The organism is Frigoribacterium sp. ME-P-080, assembly GCF_030209595.1.
GTDB lineage: Bacteria > Actinomycetota > Actinomycetes > Actinomycetales > Microbacteriaceae > Frigoribacterium.
Genome location: NZ_JARVRR010000004.1, coordinates 189,903 through 209,910 on the forward strand (window position 1 = coordinate 189,903; position 20,008 = coordinate 209,910).

The following is a 20,008-nucleotide window of genomic DNA, read 5'->3' on the forward strand; positions in this document are numbered from 1 at the left end:
CCCTCCGATGAAGCGGCCCGACGGATTCGACGAACCAGAACCCACCCCGACTCCTCCGGCCGCGCCCAACCGACGCCGTCGGGGACGAGACCCGGAGGCCACCGGGCCCGTCCCCGTCGTCGGTGCCTCGCGGCCTCCCCGAGGTGCTGCCGGTGACTCGCGGGCGGCCGACGCCGACGCATCCGATCCGTCGTCCCCGTCGTCGCTCAGGGACCGCCTCGGGTCGATCACCGGAGCCCCCGCGGCCTGGCCTGACCGCCTGACGAAGCCCTCGACCTCCGACGCGAGGGATCACCCCGGGCGGGTCGCACCTCGGGGCTCGGAGCCTCCGCGCATCGTGGCACCCGACGGCACGGCCGCCGAGGCCAAGGCACGAGCCGTCGCAGCACGTCGGCAGGCGCGTCGGGCGTCGAGCGAACGGAGGCGCGTCGAACGCGTCGAGGTCCGTCGCTTCACGCGTCGCAGCCGACACCGTCGGGCGACCCTGGTGTCGCTCGGGGCCGTCGTGCTCCTCCTCGTCGCGTCCGTCGCGGTCGCCGTGTTCACGCCGCTCCTGTCGTTGCAGACCATCCGTGTCGAGGGGACGGACCGCGTCGACGCCGCGGCCGTGCAGACCGCCCTCGACGGGCAGCTCGGCACGCCCCTCGCCCTCATCGACTTCGACGAGGTCACCCGCGAGCTCGGGGCATTCCCCCTGATCGCCAGCTACGTGACCGAGACCGCTCCGCCCCACACGCTCGTCGTGCGCATCCAGGAGCGGCAGCCCGTCGCCACGGTCGCCGCGGGGGAGGGGTTCGACCTCGTCGACCCGGCCGGCGTCGTCGTCCAGACGCTCGACGCCCGGCAAGAGGGAGTACCCCTGGTCGACGTCGGGGGAGCAGCCCTCGACGGCCCCGCGTACCGTTCGGTGGCCGAGGTGCTGCTGGCCTTGCCAGTCACGTTGCGTTCGACCGTCGACACCCTGACGGCGTCGACGGCCGACGACGTGACCCTGCAACTCACCTCGGGTGAGCGGGTCGTGTGGGGCAGCGCCGACGAGTCGGCGAAGAAGGCCCAGGTGCTCACCGGACTCATCGCCGACCAGGCCCGGCGCGACCCGGGCGCGAGCGTCGAGTACGACGTGTCCGCGCCCGACAACGGGATCATCAGGACGAGATGAGAGGGTGTGTTCGCGACACGCTGGCCACCCTGGCGACAGCGCCTGCGGCGCACCCATACGTTGTGACTGCAGAACTTGCATACCATGTACAACTTTAACCTTCAACTGCAGAGTTAAGGTTCAAGCGGAGGCCCGGACGTGACAACGAACCATAACTACCTAGCCGTGATCAAGGTCGTCGGTGTCGGCGGCGGTGGCGTCAACGCCGTCAACCGCATGATCGAACTCGGGCTCCGCGGGGTGGAGTTCATCGCCATCAACACGGACGCCCAGGCGCTGCTGTTGAGCGATGCCGACGTCAAGCTCGACGTCGGTCGCGAACTTACCCGGGGCCTCGGCGCCGGTGCCGACCCAGAGGTCGGACGCCGCGCGGCGGAGGACCACGCCGAAGAGATCGAGGAAGCCCTCGCGGGTGCCGACATGGTCTTCGTCACGGCCGGCGAGGGCGGCGGCACCGGCACGGGCGGGGCCCCGGTCGTCGCCCGCATCGCGAAGTCGATCGGCGCACTGACCATCGGTGTCGTCACCAAGCCCTTCGGCTTCGAGGGCAAACGCCGTCAGGCCCAGGCCGAAGCCGGCGTGGCCGCCCTGAAGGACGAGGTCGACACCCTCATCGTCGTCCCCAACGACCGCCTGCTTGAGATCAGCGAACGCGGCATCAGCATGGTGGAGGCCTTCGGCACGGCCGACCAGGTGCTCCTCGCCGGTGTCCAGGGCATCACCGATCTGATCACCACGCCCGGTCTCATCAACCTCGACTTCGCCGACGTCAAGTCGGTCATGCAGGGCGCCGGTTCGGCCCTCATGGGCATCGGATCGTCGCGGGGCGCGGACCGCGCCATCAAGGCGGCCGAGCTGGCCGTGGCGTCTCCGCTCCTCGAGGCGAGCATCGACGGCGCACACGGGGTGTTGCTGTCCATCCAGGGCGGTTCCAACCTGGGCATCTTCGAGATCAACGACGCGGCGCGCCTGGTGCAGGAGGCCGTCCACGCCGAGGCCAACATCATCTTCGGTGCCGTGATCGACGACACCCTCGGTGACGAGGTCCGCGTGACGGTCATCGCGGCGGGGTTCGACGGTGGTGAGCCCTCGACGAAGGTGAAAGATCGCCGGTCGAGCTTCGTCGACTCCGACGGCCCCACGGCGACCTCGGTCGCCGGTGTGTCGGCCATCGCCGACAGCGGGGCGACGCACGAGCCCGCCGCGTGGAAGCGGCCCGAAGAGCCCGCGACCCAGGCCGTCGACCCGGCCTTCGACGACGGTGACGACGACCTCGACGTCCCGGACTTCCTCAAGTAACGACGAGTGACCGATCCGACGAGTGTCGACGGCGACCTGGGCGAGCGTCTCGCCCGGGTCGCCGCGGCCGTCGATGACGCATGCACCGCTTTGGGACGCTCTGCGGGCGAGCTCACGACGATCGTCGTCACGAAATTCCATCCGCCCGGCCTCATCAGGGCGTTGTACGCCCTCGGGGTCCGTGACGTCGGCGAGAACCGACACCAAGAGGCCCAGGCGAAGGCCGCCGAGCTGGACGACCTCGACGGACTCCGATGGCACTTCGTGGGCCAGTTGCAGTCGAAGAAGGCGCGGCAGGCCCGGCGCTACGCGGACGCCGTCCACTCGCTCGACCGTGACTCGGTCGTCGACGCGCTCTCGGACGACTCCGGGTCCTTGGTCGACGGATTCGTCCAGGTCAACCTGACCGACGACCCCGGCCGCGGGGGAGTGGCCGAGCACGAGGTCGAGCGGCTCGCCGAGCGGGTGCTCTCGACCCCGGGGCTGCGACTGCGCGGCGTCATGGCCGTCGCCCCCCTGGGTGAGGAGGCGCGTCCGGCCTTCGCGCGCCTCCGTGCGGTCTCCGAGAGGGTGCGGTCCCTCGAGACCACTGCCGACGCGATCTCGGCCGGCATGTCTCCCGACTTCGTCGAGGCCGTCGCCGAGGGCGCGACACACCTACGGATCGGCACGGCAATCACGGGTTCTCGCCCCGATGCTCGTTAATGTCGGTCCTGACGATCCACTGACTCGGAGGAACACCATGGCCAACCCGCTGCGCAAGACGATGGTCTATCTGGGCCTCGCCGACGAAGAGCTCGAGTACGACGAGCAGCCTCACGAACGAGCGCAGCCCCAGCAGTCGCCGCGACCGCAGGCGGCCGCCCAGGCTCCGGCTCCCGTCGCCCCGGTCCACTCGGCTCCCGCCGCCCCCGCGCCCACCCGCGCCCCCGTGACGCCGCTGCGTCGCTCCTCGACCCCGAAGAACACGGTGCCCCACGACATGAACGAGATCCTGACGGTCCACCCCCGCGAGTACAAGGACGCCCAGGCGATCGCCGAGAGCTTCCGTGACGGCATCCCGGTGATCATCAACCTGTCGCAGATGACCGAGGCGGACGCCCGTCGTCTGGTCGACTTCGCCAGCGGTCTCTCGCAGGGGTTGTACGGCAAGATCGAGCGCGTGACCAACAAGGTCTTCCTGTTGTCGCCGGCGCACATCGCGGTGAGCGGTGATCAGGCTGAGGTAGAATCCGACATCGAAGCGTCGTTCTTCGCCCAGTCGTGACGAGTCCGTCGTCGCGGCTCCTCTGCGTCGACGTGACGACCTGCCCGTCCGCGAGTCTCCTCGCGCCGACTCGTGTGAGCTGATGACCCCCCGATGATCACTTACCTGATCGCCACGATCGCGTACTACGCGTTGCTGATCTTCTTCCTGCTCATGTGGGCTCGCTTCGTGCTCGACCTCGCGCAGTCGTTCAGCCGCGGGTGGCGCCCCAAGGGGCCGGTGCTCGTCATCGCCGAAGTGGCCTACACGGTGACCGACCCGCCCATCCGCCGCGTGCGGAAGATCCTGCCCCCCGTGCGCCTCGGATCGGTCGCGCTCGACTTCGGCTGGAGCATCATCATGCTGGCCGTCATCATCCTGATGAGCGTCGCCTCCGGGCTCCGCACCTTCGGCTGACCACGTCGTCCGTGGACGACAGGGTAGGCTCACTGCAGCGCCCGAACGGCACGATCCCGGCCCGACCGGGCCCCGCTCCTCTACGGTGTAGAAGAACGACCCAGACCACGATCACACGATCCAACAGATGCACGAGGTGACGGCAATGGCTTTGACGCCGGAAGACGTAGTCAACAAGCGGTTCCAGCCGACGAAGTTCCGCGAGGGATACGACCAAGACGAGGTCGACGACTTCCTCGACGAGGTCGTCGCCGAGCTGCGACGTCTCAACCAGGAGAACGACGAGCTGCGTCAGCGCCTCTCGTCCGGCGACTCCGCCCCCGTGGCGCAGGCCGCTCCCGTCTCGGCTCCGGTGGCCAGCGCGCCGGCTCCTGCGTCGGCACCGGCTCCCGCGTCGGCCCCCGAGGCCGTCGAGCCCGAGCCGGTCGTCGAGTCCGAGCCCGTCGTCGCGGCCCCCGCCGCCGTCGCGTCCGCTCCGGCCTACTCCGCCCCCGCGGTGTCCGAGGCCGACGAGACCAGCAGCACCAACAGCCTGCTGCAGCTCGCTCGCCGTCTGCACGAAGAACACGTCCGCGAGGGCGTCGAGAAGCGCGACCAGCTCATCGCCGAAGGCCACGCGACCGCGGCTCGTCTGGTGTCCGAGGGCGAGGCCCGCCAGCGTGAGGTCGTCGCCGAGGCCGAGACGAAGTCCCGCGACATCATCGGTGCCGCCGAGACCCAGCAGCGCGAGATCCTCGACCGCCTCAACACCGAGCGGTCGAGCGTCGAGCGTCGCATCGACGACCTGCGCTCGTTCGAGCGTGACTACCGCTCCAAGCTCAAGAGCTACATCGAGGGTCAGCTGCACGAGCTCGACGGCGAGGGCACCGGCGAGGCCGGTCGGCCCACTCCGGCCAGCGCCCAGGGCTTCGGCTCGAACTAAGGACTTGTCGAGCGACAAGCCCGCCACGAAGGCCAGCGTCCGCGTTCTCGCGACGCTGGCCTTCGTCGCTGTCGTGGCCTACGGCCTCGACCAGGGCACCAAACTGCTGGTCACCCGGACTCTCGTCGAAGGAGGTTCCGTCGACGTCGTCGGCGAGTTCTTCCAGTTGCACTTCGTCAAGAACCCCGGTGCCGCCTTCTCGTTCGCGAGCGGGTCGACGTGGATCTTCTCGATCGCCGCCGCCGGCGTCGCCGTCGCGATCCTGGTCGTGGCCCGACGCATCCGATCGCTGGCCTGGTCGATCATGCTGGGCATGCTGCTCGGCGGCACCCTCGGCAACCTGACGGACCGCCTGCTCCGAGAGCCGTCGTTCGGCCAGGGGCACGTGGTCGACTTCATCTACTTCCCCTCCCTGCTGCCGGCCATCTTCAACGTCGCCGACGTCTTCATCGTGTCCAGCATGGGATTGCTCCTCCTGCTCACGCTGCTGGGCATCGGGCTCGACGGCACGCGCACGCCGAGCACAGGCAAGCCGGCTCGACCGGCGGGCGACGGTCGCGACGGCGACCCTCAGGTGGCCGGCTCCACGGCCGTCGGCGACCCGGGCACGTCCGGTGACGAGCCCGGCGGTCCCGTCGACACGACGCCTCCTGCCGATCACCGGAGCGCCTCGTGAGCGAGACCCGCGCCCTCCCGGTCCCCGACGGGCTCGCCGGCGAACGTGTCGACGCCGCCCTGGCCAAGCTTCTCGGCTTCAGCCGAACCTTCGCGGCCGAGGTCGCCGCCTCGGGCGGGGTGACGGTCGACGGGCGCACGGTCGGCAAATCGGACCGGCTCGAGGCCGGTGCGTGGCTCGACGTCACATGGTCACCGCGTGAGGCACCGGCCGTGGTCGCCGTCGAGGTGCCCGGCATGGCGGTCGTCCACGACGACGACGAGATCGTGGTCGTCGACAAGCCGGTCGGAGTCGCAGCACACCCGTCGGTGGGCTGGACGGGACCGACCGTGCTCGGCGGACTCGCCGCCGCGGGCTTCACCGTGTCGACCTCGGGCGCGTCCGAGCGTGCCGGCATCGTGCACCGCCTCGACGTCGGAACGAGCGGCCTCATGGTCGTCGCCAAGACCGAGCGGGCCTACACCCTGCTCAAACAGGCGTTCCGCGAACGCACCGTCGAGAAGATCTACAACGCGGTCGTCCAGGGCCACCCCGACCCGTTGACCGGGACGATCGACGCACCCATCGGGCGGCATCCGTCGTCCGACTGGAAGTTCGCCGTGGTCGTCGACGGCAAGCCGTCGGTCACCCACTACGAGACCGTCGAGGCGTTCCCGTCGGCGTCGTTGCTCGAGATCCACCTCGAGACGGGTCGGACCCACCAGATCCGCGTCCACATGGCCGCCCAGCGACACCCGTGCGTCGGTGACGCGACCTACGGAGCCGACCCGACGCTGTCGGCGACCCTCGGTCTCACGCGGCAGTGGCTGCATGCCGTCCAGCTCGGATTCCGACACCCCGGCACGGGTGAGCCGGTGGTCTACCGCTCGACCTACCCCAGCGACCTGCAGCACGCCCTCGACGTCCTCCGTCACGGTTAGGCTGTTCCCCTAGTCGCCAGATCCACCACCAGACGAGGAGCCCCGTGGCCTCGAGCAAAGACTCATTCGTCCATCTGCACGTGCACAGCGAGTACTCGATGCTCGACGGCGCCGCCCGGGTCAAACCGTTGGTCACCGAGGCCGCCGCCCAGGGCATGCCCGCGGTGGCGGTCACCGACCACGGCAACGTGTTCGGTGCGTACGACTTCTGGAAGACGGCGACCGAGGCGGGCGTCAAACCCATCATCGGCACGGAGGCCTACATCACGCCGGGCACGCACCGGGGCGACAAGACTCGCGTGCGCTGGGGCGACGGTGGACGAGACGACGTGTCGGGCTCCGGTGCCTACACGCACATGACGCTGTTGTCCGAGAACACCACGGGCATGCACAACCTGTTCCGGCTCTCGTCCCGGGCCTCGCTCGAGGGCTACTACTTCAAGCCGCGCATGGACCGCGAGCTGCTCTCCCAGTACTCCGAGGGCCTCATCGCGACGACCGGCTGCCCGAGCGGCGAGGTCCAGACCCGCCTGCGGCTCGGCCAGTACGACGAAGCGCTCAAGGCGGCCTCCGACTTCCGCGACATCTTCGGCCGCGAGAACTACTTCGCCGAGATCATGGACCACGGGCTCGGCATCGAGCGGCAGATCATGGGCGACCTGTTGCGCCTGGCGAAAGACCTCGACCTGCCCCTCGTCGCGACGAACGACCTCCACTACACGCACGAGCACGACGCGACCAGCCACGCTGCTCTCCTCTGCGTCCAGTCCGGCTCGACGCTGAACGACCCCAACCGGTTCAAGTTCGACGCCGACGAGTTCTACCTCAAGTCCGCCCAGCAGATGCGGCACCTCTTCCGCGACCACCCCGAGGCCTGCGACAACACGCTCCTCATCGCCGAGCGCTGCGACGTGCAGTTCAACACCTCGGCCAACTACATGCCGCGTTACCCGGTGCCCGAGGGCGAGACCGAAGAGACCTGGTTCATCAAAGAGGTCGAGAAGGGGCTCGTGTACCGCTATCCCGCGGGCATCCCGGACGACGTGCGCAAGCAGGCCGAATACGAGATCGGCGTCATCACCGGCATGGGCTTCCCCGGCTACTTCCTCGTGGTCGCCGACTTCATCAACTGGTCCAAGGAGAACGGCATCCGGGTCGGTCCGGGCCGTGGTTCGGGGGCCGGCTCGATGGCCGCCTACGCCATGCGCATCACCGATCTCGATCCTCTGCGCCACGGTCTGATCTTCGAGCGGTTCCTCAACCCCGATCGCGTGTCCATGCCCGACTTCGACGTCGACTTCGACGACCGTCGTCGCGGCGAGGTGATCCAGTACGTCACCGAGAAGTACGGAGACGAACGCGTCGCCCAGATCGTCACGTACGGCACCATCAAGGCCAAGCAGGCCTTGAAAGACAGTTCACGGGTGCTCGGGTTCCCCTTCGGCATGGGTGAGAAGCTCACCAAGGCCATGCCCCCCGCCGTGATGGGCAAGGACATCCCGCTCACCGGCATCTTCGACAAGCAGCACGAGCGCTACAAAGAGGCCGGCGACATCAGGACGGTCGTCGAGTCCGACCCCGAGGCCAAGACCGTCTTCGACACGGCGTTGGGGCTCGAGGGCCTGAAACGTCAGTGGGGCGTGCACGCGGCAGGCGTCATCATGTCGAGCGATCCGCTCATCGACATCATCCCGATCATGAAGCGCGAGCAGGACGGGCAGATCGTCACGCAGTTCGACTATCCGGCCTGCGAGTCGCTGGGCCTGATCAAGATGGACTTCCTGGGGCTGCGCAACCTCACGATCATCAACGACGCCCTCGACAACATCAAGACGAACCGCGGTTTCGACCTCGTGCTCGAAGACCTCGAGCTCGACGACCGGGGGGCCTACGAGTTGCTGGGTCGCGGCGACACGCTCGGGGTGTTCCAACTCGACGGCGGGCCCATGCGCGGGCTCCTCCGGCTGATGAAGCCCGACAACTTCGAAGACATCTCGGCCGTCATCGCGCTGTACCGCCCGGGGCCCATGGGCGCGAACTCGCACACGAACTACGCGCTCCGCAAGAACGGCGCGCAAGACATCACCCCGATCCACCCCGAGCTCGAAGAGCCGCTCAAAGAGATCCTGTCGACCAGCTACGGGCTGATCATCTACCAAGAGCAGGTCATGGCCATCGCGCAGAAGGTCGCCGGCTTCTCGCTCGGTCAGGCAGACATTCTCCGGCGGGCCATGGGCAAGAAGAAGAAGTCCGAGCTCGACAAGCAGTACGCCGGGTTCGAGCAGGGCATGTTCGACAACGGCTTCTCGCCCGATGCCGTCAAGATGCTCTGGGACATCCTGCTGCCCTTCTCGGACTACGCCTTCAACAAGGCGCACTCCGCGGCGTACGGCGTCGTCTCGTACTGGACGGCCTACCTCAAGGCCCACTACCCGGCCGAGTACATGGCCGCCCTGCTCACCAGCACGGGGGACTCCCGCGACAAGCTGGGTCTCTACCTCAACGAGTGTCGCCGCATGGGCATCAAGGTGCTGCCGCCCGACGTCAACGAATCAATCGGCTTCTTCGCGGCCGTCGGCGACGACATCCGCTTCGGCATGGGTGCCGTGCGCAACGTCGGCTTCAACGTCGTCGACCATGTCATCGCCGCGCGCAAGAAAGAAGGGGCGTTCACCTCGTTCCACGACTTCCTGCGCAAGGTGCCGCTCCCCGTGGCGAACAAGCGCACCGTCGAGTCGCTCGTCAAGGCCGGCGCATTCGACTCCCTGGGGTCGACACGGCGTGCCCTCGTCGAGATCCACGAGTCCGCCGTCGAGGCGGCGGTCAGCGAGAAGAGGGCCGAGGCGAACGGTCAGGTCGGCTTCGACTTCGACTCCCTGTGGGACGAGCCGCAGGACGTCCAGCACGTGCCCGAACGTCCCGAGTGGTCCAAGCGCGACAAGCTGGCCTTCGAGCGCGACATGCTGGGCCTCTACGTCTCGGACCACCCGCTCGCGGGCCTCGAGCTCCCCTTGGCCAAGCATGCCCAGACGACGGTCACCGACATCCTGGCGAGCGACCCCGCGACCATCGACGGCGAGACGGTCACGATAGCGGGGCTCATCACCAGCGTGCAGCACCGGGTCGCACGCAACTCGGGCAACCCCTACGGGATCATCACCGTCGAGGACTTCGGGGGCGAGATCTCCGCCATGTTCCTCGGCAAGACCTACCAAGAATTCGGGCCGTCGCTCGTCGGGGACTCGATCATCGTCCTGAAGGGTCGGGTCAGCGTCCGCGACGACGGCATGAACATGCACGCCGCGAGCATGTTCATGCCCGATCTCGGTGTCGGCGTGAACCACGGGCCGCTGCTCCTGCAGATGCCCGAGCACCGGGCGACGCACGACACGGTCACCGAGCTGGCAGCGGTGCTCGGGCGTCACGCCGGCGGCACCGAAGTCCGTCTCCGACTCGTCAAGGGCGAAGCCGCACGGGTCTTCGAGATCCCCATGCCGGTCGACGTCACGGCCGACCTGTTCGGCGAACTGAAGAGCCTGCTGGGCCCCGGCTGCCTCGTCTGAGGTGGCCGGTGCTCCGGCGGCTCCTGGTGCCCCGACCGGTTCCGGCGCCCGGCACCCGTTCGGCGTCAGTCCTCGAGGTGGACCGGTCTCAGGTACCGACGGTCGTGGTACAGCAGGGCGTCGTCGTCCTCGCCCACCCCGCCGGTTCCGATGCGCACGACCACGACGGCGTTGCCGTGGACGGGCACCCGCTCGACGATCGTCCCGGTCATCCACGCGGTCACGCCCGCGAGCAGAGGTATCCCGTTCGGACCGTCGGTCCAGTGGTCGCCCGCGAAGCGTGCGGCGGCGGGTCCCGCCATGCGGCGGGCGAGGTCGCGGTTGCGCAGGCCGAGCAGGTGCACGATGACCTGGTCCGTCTCCGAGACGGCGGGCCACGAGCTCGCCGTCCTGGCCATGTTGAACGTCGCGAGGGGCGGCACGGCGGCCAGCGACGCCAGCGACGTCGCCGTGAACCCGACCGGTGTGCCCTCGCCGTCACGCGCCGTGACGATGGCCACGCCCGCGGCGTGTCGTCGGAAGGCCTCCTTGAACACCTCGAGAGAGTCGTCGGGCCGCGGAGCAGCCGCGTTGTCGTCCGTCATGCTCCCGACCCTACTGACTAGGCTGGACGAGCCATGATCCAGACCACAGATCTGCGCGGTCTCGCGCCGACCCACGCCCAGCTGCTCGACCTCGTCCCCCGGTCCCACGCCGACGTGGGCGCCGCGACGGACGCCGCCCGGCGACTCGTCGACGACGTCCGCGAGCGGGGCGCGGCCGCACTGCGGGACCAGGCCGCGCGCTTCGACGGTGTCCGTCCCGATGCCCTGCGCGTCACGACGCAGACCATCGACGAGGCCGTCGCGGCCCTCGACCCGCTGGTCAAGGAGGCGCTGGTCGAGTCGATCGCGCGCGTCACCCAGGCCAGCCGCGCCCAGGTCCCGGCACCGACCACGACCCGCCCGGCGGCGGGGGCGACCATCGAGCAGCGGTGGCAGCCCGTCACGCGGGCCGGCGTGTACGTCCCCGGCGGCAAGGCCGTGTACCCCTCCAGCGTGGTGATGAACGTCGTCCCGGCGCAGGTCGCGGGGGTGTCGTCGATCGCCCTCGTCTCTCCGGCGCAGCGCGAACACGGCGGGGGAGTCCACCCCGTCATCCTCGGTGCCGCCGGCCTGCTCGGCATCGACGAGGTCTACGCGATCGGAGGTGCCGGAGCGATCGGCGCGCTCGCCTACGGCGTTCCCGAGCTCGAGCTCGAGCCGGTCCAGGTCATCACCGGTCCCGGCAACAACTTCGTCGCCGCGGCGAAGCAACTCGTGCGCGGTCGTGTCGGCATCGATTCGGTGGCCGGTGCGACCGAGATCCTCGTCATCGCGGACGACTCGGCCGACGCCACGTTGGTCGCCGTCGACCTCATCAGTCAGGCCGAGCACGACGAGGAGGCCTCGGCCGTCCTCGTGACGGACTCCGCCCCCTTCGCCGAGGCCGTCGTCGCCGAACTGACCAGGCTCGTGCCCCGCACCCTCAGCGCCGCCCGGGTCCGGACGGCCCTCTCCGGTCGGCAGTCGGCGGTGGTCCTCGTCGACGACCTCCGGCAGGCTGCTGCCTTCAGCAACGCCTACGGCCCCGAGCACCTCGAGGTCCAGACCCGTGACGACGACGTGGTCCTGGCCGACATCACCGACGCCGGAGCGATCTTCGTGGGGCCCGACACGCCCGTCAGCCTGGGTGACTACCTCGCCGGGTCGAACCACGTCCTGCCCACCAGTGGTCAGTCGCGCTTCTCGTCGGGGCTCGGGGCGTTCACGTTCCTCCGACCCCAGCAGATCGTCCGATACGACGCCGAGGCCCTGGGTGCCGTGGCCGAGCGGCTCGTGGCGTTGTCGAACGCCGAGCTGTTGCCCGCCCACGGCGAGGCCGTCGCGGCCCGGTTGTCGCGCCCCTGAGCCGGGCGGGGCCTCCGTGATCCGGTGCTCGGGTGGCCCTGGCGTCCGACGGCGCGCCCGCCGTCCGATAATCTGGCCGCACCATGTTCTGCCCCTTCTGCCGCCACCCCGACTCACGAGTCGTCGACTCCCGGACCAGCGACGACGGCACGTCGATCCGACGGCGGAGGCAATGCCCCAACTGCGGTCGTCGGTTCAGCACGACCGAGACCGCGAGCCTCAACGTCGTGAAGCGCAACGGCGTCCTCGAACCGTTCAGTCGCGACAAGATCATCTCGGGTGTCCGCAAGGCCTGCCAAGGGCGTCCGGTGACGGATGGCGATCTCGCCGTGCTGGCACAGAAGGTCGAAGAGGCCGTCCGGGCGAGCGGTGCGTCGCAGATCGAGGCGAACGACATCGGTCTGGCCATCCTCCCTCCGCTCCGCGACCTCGACGAGGTGGCCTACCTCCGGTTCGCGAGCGTCTACCAGGCCTTCGACTCGCTCGAGGACTTCGAGGCCTCGATCGGACAACTGCGCGAAGAGCACGCGTCCCGGCCGCTCTCCACCCGATCGGTCGACGAGTGAAGACCCCGTACCGCGTCCTCTTCGACGTCGTCTTCGCGAAGATGGACCCCGAGGACGCCCACCACCTCGCCTTCCGGGTCATCAAGGCGATCCCCAAGCTGGGCCTCGCCGGCCTCGTCGGGCGCTTCACGGCCCCGGCCCCGTCCCTGGCGGTCGACGCGCTCGGACTCCACTTCCCCTCGCCGTTCGGTGTCGCAGCCGGTTTCGACAAGGACGCCAAGGGCATCGCCGGCCTCGGCGCTCTCGGGTTCGGGCACGTCGAGGTGGGGACGGTGACCGCTCGACCGCAGCCCGGCAACGAACGACCTCGTCTCTTCCGACTCGTTCCCGACCTCGCGGTCGTGAACCGCATGGGGTTCAACAACTCCGGGGCCCACGCGGCGGCCCTCGAACTCAGCCGGGCTCGATCGGCTCCGTCGCGGCCGGTGATCGGCGTCAACATCGGGAAGAGCCGCGTCGTCGACGTCGACGACGCGATCGACGACTACCTGGCCAGCACGCGCCTCCTGGCTCCTCTGGCGGACTACCTCGCCGTGAACGTCAGCTCGCCGAACACCCCGGGGCTCCGCGGGTTGCAAGAGCTCGAGAGGCTCGCTCCACTCCTCGAGGCCGTGCGCGACGCCGCCGGGCACACTCCGGTGTTGGTCAAGATTGCTCCCGACCTCGACGACGACGGCGTTCGTCGGATCGGTGCCCTCGTCACCGAGCTCGGCCTCGCGGGCGTCATCGCGACCAACACGACGGTGTCGAGGGAAGGCCTCGCCACCAAGGGGGCGGTCGTCGAGGCGGCCGGAGCCGGCGGTCTGTCGGGTGCCCCGCTCGCCGTCCGGTCGTTGGAGGTCCTCAAGCTGGTCCGTGCGTCCGTCCCGAGTGGCATGTGCGTCATCTCGGTCGGTGGGGTCTCGAGCGCCGCCGACGTCGACGCGAGGCTCCGGGCCGGAGCCACGCTCGTGCAGGGCTACACGGCGTTCCTCTACCGAGGGCCCCTCTGGGCCCGACAGGTCAACCGGGGGCTCGTCGCCCTGGATCGGCGTCGACGCACCACCTGACGAACCACGCGGTCGGCGAGGTCGAGAACGCGAAACGGCGCCACCCACCGTGGGTGACGCCGTTCGTCGTACGGGGAGCCGCGTCGGCTACGCGGTCGGGTACTCGCCACGCTTGACCTGCGGCTTCGGCAGGCGCATGGGCTTGAGCTGCATCGCTCGCATCGCCGCGTACCAGCGGTTGCCCTTCCGGACGTTCTCCGCGCCGTACTTGGCAGCGAGCTTGCGGTTGACGCTCCGGCCGACGATCAGGCAGTCGACGACGGCGAGGGCGAAGAATCCCCACAGCACGAGCAGGGTGATGGACTGGATGGCCGCAGACTGCACGAGCGTCATCGCGATGACGACGACCATGATGGGGATCATGGCCTCGCCGACGCTGTAGCGGGCGTCGACGTGGTCGCGGATGAAGCGGCGCTGCGGCCCCTTGTCGCGGTCGGGCAGGAAGCGCTCCTCGCCGTTCGCCAAGCCGACGCGGGCGCGGTCACGCTGTTCGGCGAGACGGGCACGCTGGGCCTTCTGGGCTTCTTTGCCCGAGGCCACCAGGGGCCTCTGGTTGGCGGCTTCGCGCTCGCGTCGCGTGGGCGTCGGGCGACCCTTGCCGACCGCGGTCGACTCGGGCTCGGCGACGGTGGTCGTCTCGGTCGTCTTGCTGTCTGGCTTGGCCACGGGAGATCCTCAGGGTTGTCCGAGTTCCTAAGATTACCTGCATGAGCGACTCGCAGCATCCCGTCCGACCGACCGATCCCCGTACTGTCAGCGAACTCGCGGAGGCCGTGCACGCGGGTCTACCCGCGACGATCGCCGACCTGGGTGCCCTCGTGCGCATCCCTTCCGTCTCGTGGGACGCCTTCGACCCCGAGCACGTGAGACGTAGTGCCGAGGCCGTGGCCGCCCTGGTCGAGGGGACGGGCCTCTTCGACGAGGTGACCGTGAGCAGGGCGCCGATCGGCGAGGGCGGCCCCCTCGGCCAGCCCGCCGTACTCGCTCGACGCCCGGCCCGCGAGGGCAAGCCGACCGTCCTCCTGTACGCCCACCACGACGTGCAGCCGCAGGGTGACGACGCCGACTGGGACACCCCTCCGTTCGAACCGACCGTGAAGGGCGACCGGCTGTACGGGCGTGGGGCGTCCGACGACAAGGCCGGCGTGATGACGCACGTCGCGGCGCTGCGCGCGGTGCACGAGGTGCTCGGAGACGACCTCGGTGTCGGCGTCTCGTTGTTCATCGAGGGCGAGGAGGAGTTCGGTTCCCGCTCCTTCGCCGACTTCCTCGTGCAGCACGAAGACGAGCTCCGTGCCGACGTCATCGTCGTGGCCGACTCCGACAACTGGAGCACGACCGTCCCCGCCATCACCGTGGGCCTGCGCGGCAACGTGACCTTCCGCCTGACCGTCCGCACCTTGGCCCACGCCTCCCACTCCGGCATGCTCGGCGGCGCCGTCCCCGACGCCATGCTGGCCATGGTCAAGCTCCTCGCGACCCTGCACGACGACGACGGCAGCGTCGCCGTCGCCGGGCTGACGAGCCGCGAGGCCGACCACCCGGAGCAGAGCGAGCAGCAGCTGCGCGACGAGAGCGGCCTGCTCGAGGGGGTGACCCCCATCGGTCGGGGTCCGATCCTGAGCCGGGTGTGGTCGCAACCGTCGATCACCGTGACGGGCATCGACGCCCCGTCGGTCGCCAACGCGTCGAACACCCTGAGTCCCGAGGTGTCCGTCCGCATCAGCGCCCGCATCGCTCCCGGGCAGACCGCCGAGGACGCCTACGCCGCCCTGGACGCGCACCTGCGTGCGCACGCACCGTTCGGCGCCCACGTCCAGATCGACGACGTCGACCGGGGTGACCCCTTCCTGGTGGACACCACGGGCACGGCGATCGCCGACGCGACCGTCGCGATGACCGAGGGGTGGGGCGAGGCCCCGGTCCAGACGGGCATCGGCGGGTCGATCCCGTTCATCGCCGACCTCGTGCGCACGTTCCCCGAAGCCCAGATCCTCGTGACCGGCGTCGAGGACCCCGACACCCGAGCGCACAGCCCGAATGAGTCCCAGCACCTCGGAGTCCTCCACCGGGCCGTCCTCAGCGAGGCGATCCTGTTGGCGCGCCTCGACGCGAGGGGCTGACCGGTCCGCCCGCGCCTCCCCACCACCGGCGACGCCCCGGGAGGCGCGGGTCCGGAACAAAACGAGGCTTCGGCTGCTTACACTGGTCGACGACGAGTGCCCCGCACTCGACCCGGCCCGAAGGAGGCACCATGACCGACATCGCAACCGCTCCCGTCGACGCGAAGGCGCACGGCGTGACCATCACGTCCACCGCCGCGGACAAGGTGAAGAGCCTGCTCACGCAAGAGGGGCGCGACGACCTCCGCCTTCGCGTTGCCGTCCAGCCCGGTGGCTGCTCGGGGCTCATCTACCAGCTCTACTTCGACGAGCGCATGCTCGACGGGGACGCCACCGTCGACTTCGACGGCGTCGAGGTCATCGTCGACAAGATGAGCGTCCCCTACCTCGATGGCGCAGCCATCGACTTCGAGGACACCATCCAGAAGCAGGGATTCACCATCGACAACCCCAACGCTCAGGGCAGCTGCGCCTGCGGCGACAGCTTCCACTGAACGTCGAGGGGCGGCTCCGGTCGTCGAAGGACGACTCCGGACCGTCCGTCGCGGGGGAGCCGGCGTCACCGAGGGGACCATCCGACAGGGTGGTCCCCTCGGTCGTACCACGACGGTTCTCGCTCGACGTCGAGAGGCTTCCGGCGCGTGCCGTGCGTTGGGGGGGCGAACCTGCGAGTAAGCTAGGCAGGTCCCCGTCAACACTGGGAACACCCCCACTGTCGTGTCATCCGAGAGGTAACAGTGCGTTCTAACCGCCGTCTTCGTTGGGCTGCCGCCCCCATGGCAGTCGTCCTGGCTCTCGTGCTAGCGGGGTGCACCACCGACCAGCTCCAGGGGTGGCTGCCCACCACCGCGGGCACGACCAACCACGTGGACCGTGTGATCGGACTCTGGGTCACCTCGTGGATCGTCCTGCTGATCGTCGGCGTGATCGTGTGGGGCCTGATCATCTGGGTCTGCGTCGCCTACCGACGTCGCAAGGGCCAGACCGGCCTCCCGGTCCAGCTGCGGTACAACATGCCGATCGAGATCTTCTACACCGTCGTCCCCCTGATCCTCGTGCTGGGCTTCTTCGCCTTCACGGCGCGCGACCAGGCCGCCATCGAGGCGCCCACCGCGAGCCCCGACGTCAAGATCGACGTCTACGCCAAGCGCTGGGCGTGGGACTTCAACTACATCGACCAGCAGAACGAAGACGAGAGCGTCTACTACCAGGGCATCCAGGCGCAAGAACTGGGTGACGGCACGATCGACGAGAGCCAACTCCCCGAGCTCTACCTCCCCGTCGGCAAGACGGTGCAGATCGACCTCAAGTCCCGCGACGTGGCTCACTCCTTCTGGATCATCGACTTCCTCTACAAGAAGGACACGATCCCCGGCAAGACCAACTCGATGTACTTCACGCCCGAGAAAGAGGGCACGTTCAGCGGTAAGTGCGCCGAGCTGTGCGGCGAGTACCACTCGTTGATGCTGTTCAACGTCAAGGTCGTGTCGCAGTCCGAGTACGACCAGTACATCCAGACGCTCGATGCCGAGGGAAACACCGGCCTGCTGGGCGACCAGTACAACACCAACACCAACCAGCCCGGCACCGAGGCTCCCGCCAACGCCGCCGGCACCGAAGACTCCGAGAAGTAAGGCACGGTTCGATGAGCTCAGCCACCGCCACCCGTCCCACCACCGGCGGGACCTCGTCCGGTCAGAACTTCGGCGCCACGAAGGTCGGCCGCAAGGGCAACGTCGTCGTCAACTGGATCACGTCGACCGACCACAAGACGATCGGGTACATGTACCTGATCACGTCGTTCCTCTTCTTCTGCCTCGGTGGGGTGATGGCGCTCATCATCCGCGCCCAGCTCTTCGCACCGGGCCTCGAGATCGTGGCCACGAAAGAGCAGTACAACCAGCTCTTCACGATGCACGGCACGATCATGTTGCTCATGTTCGCGACCCCGCTCTTCTCGGGATTCGCCAACGTGCTCATGCCGCTGCAGATCGGTGCACCGGACGTCGCCTTCCCCCGCCTGAACGGCTTCGCGTTCTGGCTCTACTCGTTCGGCTCGATCATCGCCGTCGCCGGCTTCCTCACCCCGCAGGGTGCCGCATCGTTCGGCTGGTTCGCCTACGCGCCGCTGAGTGACACGACGTTCTCTCCAGGGCTCGGCGGCAACCTGTGGGTGTTCGGTCTCGGCCTCACCGGCTTCAGCACGATCCTCGGTTCGGTGAACTTCATCACGACCATCGTCTCGATGCGTGCTCCGGGCATGACCATGTGGCGCATGCCGATCTTCACCTGGAACACCCTCATCACCTCCATCCTGGTGATCATGGCGTTCCCCGTGCTGGCGGCCGCACTGTTCGGCCTCGGGTTCGACCGCGTCTTCGACGCCCAGGTCTTCAACCCCGCGAACGGTGGCGCCATCCTCTGGCAGCACCTGTTCTGGTTCTTCGGTCACCCCGAGGTCTACATCATCGCCTTGCCGTTCTTCGGCATCGTGTCCGAGGTGTTCCCGGTCTTCAGCCGCAAGCCGATCTTCGGGTACAAGACGCTCGTCTACGCCACCATCTCGATCGCCGCCCTGTCCGTCACCGTGTGGGCCCACCACATGTACGTCACCGGCTCGGTCCTGCTGCCCTTCTTCTCGCTGATGACCATGCTCATCGCGGTGCCCACCGGCGTGAAGATCTTCAACTGGATCGGCACCATGTGGCGCGGTTCGGTGACGTTCGAGACTCCCATGCTCTGGGCCATCGGATTCCTCATCACGTTCACCTTCGGTGGCCTCACCGGCGTCATCCTGGCCTCGCCCCCGCTCGACTTCCACGTGTCCGACACGTACTTCGTCGTGGCTCACTTCCACTACGTGGTCTTCGGTACCGTCGTCTTCGCGATGTTCTCCGGGTTCTACTTCTGGTGGCCGAAGTGGACCGGCAAGATGCTCAACGAGCGTCTGGGCAAGATCCACTTCTGGATGCTGTTCGTCGGTTTCCACACCACGTTCCTCGTGCAGCACTGGCTCGGCGTGATGGGCATGCCCCGTCGCTACGCCACCTACCAGCCCGAGGACCACTTCACGTGGATGAACCAGCTCTCGACCATCGGCGCCATGTTGCTCGGTGTTTCGATCCTGCCGTTCCTCTACAACGTCTACATCACGGCTCGGCGTGCGCCCAAGGTCGAGGTCAACGATCCCTGGGGTTACTCTCGCTCGCTCGAGTGGGCCACCTCGTGCCCGCCGCCGCGACACAACTTCACGTCGATCCCGCGCATCCGTTCGGAGTCGCCGGCATTCGACCTCAACCACCCCGAGGCCGGACTGCCCGTGGGCATCGGGCCGGTGAAGGATGCCCCTGACGCCCCCACGTACGACGCGTCCAGCGAGAAAGTGAAGTAGACCTGATGAAGACCAACGCGACGCTGTTCTGGATCCTCGCGATCTTCTTCTTCCTCATGTGTGCGGTCTACGTGCTCTGGAGCCTCCTCGACACCGGTCAGGTCGAATGGGCCGGTACGCTCGGCATCGGTCTGGCCGGCATGCTCGGAGCATTCCTGGCGTTCTACATGGGTCGCTCGCACGCGACCCAGGGAGGCGAGCTTCCCGAGGACCGTCTGGACGCCAACATCGACGACGGTGACCCCGAGATGGGCTTCTTCAGCCCCTGGTCGTGGTGGCCCATCATCTTGGCCGCCGGTTGCAGCCTGATCTTCCTGGCGCTGGCCGTCGGCATGTGGATCATCTACATCGGTGCGGCCCTGACGGCCGTGGCCTTGGTCGGCTGGGTCTACGAGTACTACCGCGGAAACTTCGCACACTGACATCACTGCTCCCTCGAGTGTGAAGGGCGTCGGTCTTCGGGCCGGCGCCCTTCTTCGTGTTCGCCACGGGTGTTGTGGCCAGAGGCGAGGAATGCAGATCTGAACTGATGAGTGGCCACTGGGCCTCTCGTTCCCACGTGCGGGACAGGCCGCCCTGGGCCGGCCCAGACGACCAGTTTGGTGATCGTGTGAGTCATGCGTCAGCCGCTGTCCGCTGTCCGCTGTCCGCTGTCCGCTGTCAGCTGGCCTCCGTCCGATGGCCGCCGCCGCCCGCCGCCCGCTGTCCGCCGTCCGCCGTCCGCTGGCCTCCGCCAGATGGCCGCCGCC

At 68.5% G+C, this 20,008-nt stretch carries 19 protein-coding genes; 17 read left to right on the forward strand and 2 right to left on the reverse strand.

Annotated elements, in window-relative coordinates; all coding sequences use genetic code 11:
- Positions 1-337: 337 nt before the first annotated feature.
- The 9 genes from QRN23_RS09470 to dnaE all read left to right on the forward strand — a co-directional run bounded on the left by QRN23_RS09470 (position 338) and on the right by dnaE (position 10,202).
- Positions 338-1,159, forward strand: coding sequence for a cell division protein FtsQ/DivIB (locus QRN23_RS09470; RefSeq protein WP_285063391.1), 822 nt, complete (start codon positions 338-340; stop codon positions 1,157-1,159).
- A gap of 138 nt (positions 1,160-1,297) precedes the next feature.
- Positions 1,298-2,458, forward strand: a complete 1,161-nt coding sequence (gene ftsZ, locus QRN23_RS09475) for a cell division protein FtsZ (protein ID WP_043594926.1) — start codon at positions 1,298-1,300, stop codon at positions 2,456-2,458.
- Between the two features lie 6 nt (positions 2,459-2,464).
- Positions 2,465-3,163, forward strand: a complete 699-nt coding sequence (locus QRN23_RS09480) for a YggS family pyridoxal phosphate-dependent enzyme (RefSeq protein ID WP_285063392.1) — start codon at positions 2,465-2,467, stop codon at positions 3,161-3,163.
- A 37-nt stretch (positions 3,164-3,200) separates the two neighbouring features.
- Positions 3,201-3,725, forward strand: a complete 525-nt coding sequence (locus QRN23_RS09485) for a cell division protein SepF (protein WP_123570020.1) — start codon at positions 3,201-3,203, stop codon at positions 3,723-3,725.
- Positions 3,726-3,818: 93 nt separating this feature from the next.
- Positions 3,819-4,121 (forward strand): YggT family protein, encoded by a 303-nt coding sequence (locus tag QRN23_RS09490; RefSeq protein ID WP_056045042.1) that lies wholly within the window; start codon positions 3,819-3,821, stop codon positions 4,119-4,121.
- Positions 4,122-4,266: 145 nt separating this feature from the next.
- Entirely contained in the window at positions 4,267-5,043 is a 777-nt protein-coding gene (locus tag QRN23_RS09495) for a DivIVA domain-containing protein (protein ID WP_056045044.1), read from the forward strand.
- Positions 5,044-5,047: 4 nt separating this feature from the next.
- Positions 5,048-5,719, forward strand: coding sequence for a signal peptidase II (gene lspA / locus QRN23_RS09500; protein ID WP_285063394.1), 672 nt, complete (start codon positions 5,048-5,050; stop codon positions 5,717-5,719).
- Positions 5,716-6,639: an RluA family pseudouridine synthase gene (locus tag QRN23_RS09505; RefSeq protein WP_173150818.1), complete on the forward strand. Its 924-nt coding sequence runs from the start codon at positions 5,716-5,718 to the stop codon at positions 6,637-6,639. The genes lspA and QRN23_RS09505 overlap by 4 nt, the downstream gene beginning before the upstream one ends.
- A gap of 98 nt (positions 6,640-6,737) precedes the next feature.
- Positions 6,738-10,202: a DNA polymerase III subunit alpha gene (gene dnaE, locus QRN23_RS09510; protein WP_056047386.1), complete on the forward strand. Its 3,465-nt coding sequence runs from the start codon at positions 6,738-6,740 to the stop codon at positions 10,200-10,202.
- A 65-nt stretch (positions 10,203-10,267) separates the two neighbouring features.
- On the opposite strand, the gene QRN23_RS09515 is transcribed toward dnaE, so the two are convergent.
- Complete coding sequence (locus QRN23_RS09515; RefSeq protein WP_159826706.1) at positions 10,268-10,786, reverse strand: flavin reductase family protein; 519 nt, start codon at positions 10,784-10,786, stop codon at positions 10,268-10,270.
- A 33-nt stretch (positions 10,787-10,819) separates the two neighbouring features.
- Here QRN23_RS09515 and hisD point away from each other — a divergent pair, with 33 nt between their 5' ends.
- The 3 genes from hisD (at position 10,820) to QRN23_RS09530 (ending at position 13,745) form a co-directional block, all read left to right on the forward strand.
- The gene (gene hisD / locus QRN23_RS09520; RefSeq protein ID WP_285063400.1) at positions 10,820-12,130 is read left to right on the forward strand and encodes a histidinol dehydrogenase; all 1,311 of its coding nucleotides are present in this window, start codon (positions 10,820-10,822) and stop codon (positions 12,128-12,130) included.
- 83 nt (positions 12,131-12,213) lie between these two features.
- Positions 12,214-12,696, forward strand: coding sequence for a transcriptional regulator NrdR (gene nrdR / locus QRN23_RS09525; protein ID WP_054146163.1), 483 nt, complete (start codon positions 12,214-12,216; stop codon positions 12,694-12,696).
- Positions 12,693-13,745, forward strand: a complete 1,053-nt coding sequence (locus QRN23_RS09530) for a quinone-dependent dihydroorotate dehydrogenase (protein WP_285063402.1) — start codon at positions 12,693-12,695, stop codon at positions 13,743-13,745. The genes nrdR and QRN23_RS09530 overlap by 4 nt, the downstream gene beginning before the upstream one ends.
- Positions 13,746-13,832: 87 nt before the next feature.
- On the opposite strand, the gene QRN23_RS09535 is transcribed toward QRN23_RS09530, so the two are convergent.
- Positions 13,833-14,411 carry a DUF3043 domain-containing protein gene (locus QRN23_RS09535; RefSeq protein WP_056045052.1) on the reverse strand — a complete coding sequence of 193 codons (579 nt, stop codon included), beginning with the start codon at positions 14,409-14,411 and terminating at the stop codon, positions 13,833-13,835.
- A 41-nt stretch (positions 14,412-14,452) separates the two neighbouring features.
- Here QRN23_RS09535 and QRN23_RS09540 point away from each other — a divergent pair, with 41 nt between their 5' ends.
- From QRN23_RS09540 to QRN23_RS09560, 5 genes are all read left to right on the forward strand, one after another.
- Positions 14,453-15,868, forward strand: coding sequence for a dipeptidase (locus QRN23_RS09540; protein WP_159826702.1), 1,416 nt, complete (start codon positions 14,453-14,455; stop codon positions 15,866-15,868).
- A 131-nt stretch (positions 15,869-15,999) separates the two neighbouring features.
- Positions 16,000-16,362: an iron-sulfur cluster insertion protein ErpA gene (erpA, locus tag QRN23_RS09545; protein WP_043594936.1), complete on the forward strand. Its 363-nt coding sequence runs from the start codon at positions 16,000-16,002 to the stop codon at positions 16,360-16,362.
- A gap of 243 nt (positions 16,363-16,605) precedes the next feature.
- The gene (ctaC, locus tag QRN23_RS09550) at positions 16,606-17,502 is read left to right on the forward strand and encodes an aa3-type cytochrome oxidase subunit II (protein WP_431521884.1); all 897 of its coding nucleotides are present in this window, start codon (positions 16,606-16,608) and stop codon (positions 17,500-17,502) included.
- 11 nt (positions 17,503-17,513) lie between these two features.
- Positions 17,514-19,259, forward strand: coding sequence for an aa3-type cytochrome oxidase subunit I (gene ctaD / locus QRN23_RS09555; RefSeq protein ID WP_082460211.1), 1,746 nt, complete (start codon positions 17,514-17,516; stop codon positions 19,257-19,259).
- A 5-nt stretch (positions 19,260-19,264) separates the two neighbouring features.
- The gene (locus QRN23_RS09560) at positions 19,265-19,681 is read left to right on the forward strand and encodes a cytochrome c oxidase subunit 4 (protein WP_054146161.1); all 417 of its coding nucleotides are present in this window, start codon (positions 19,265-19,267) and stop codon (positions 19,679-19,681) included.
- The last annotated feature ends 327 nt before the right edge of the window (positions 19,682-20,008 follow it).